Origin of the sequence: Mesorhizobium jarvisii, assembly GCF_003601985.1 — a bacterium.
Classification (GTDB): Bacteria; Pseudomonadota; Alphaproteobacteria; order Rhizobiales; family Rhizobiaceae; genus Mesorhizobium; species Mesorhizobium jarvisii.
In genome coordinates this window covers 1-211 of sequence record NZ_QZXA01000047.1, presented here as the reverse complement: position 1 = coordinate 211, position 211 = coordinate 1, and the positions used below count along the sequence as shown (strand labels likewise).

The 211-nt window shown below is 58.3% G+C and carries 1 pseudogene; it reads left to right on the top strand.

Annotation, left to right across the window (positions count from 1 at the left end):
- Nucleotides 1–211: pseudogene (locus D3242_RS33230) on the top strand (IS110 family transposase); the annotation flags it as partial.

Here is a 211-nt window from a genome sequence, read left to right as displayed (position 1 = left end):
ACCAGTGCGCGGCGGTCGGGCAGGGCCGCGCGGCGTCCTCTTTCTCGTTGCCAGCATCGTTGCCAAATATGATCCGCATCTGGCAGCTTTCAAGCAACGGTTGCAGACTGCCGGAAAGGAGAAAATGGTCATCCGCATTGCGCTCGCCCGCAAGCTGCTCGTCATTCTCAATGCAAAAGCACGCGACGCGCGTAACGAATTCGCAAATGCA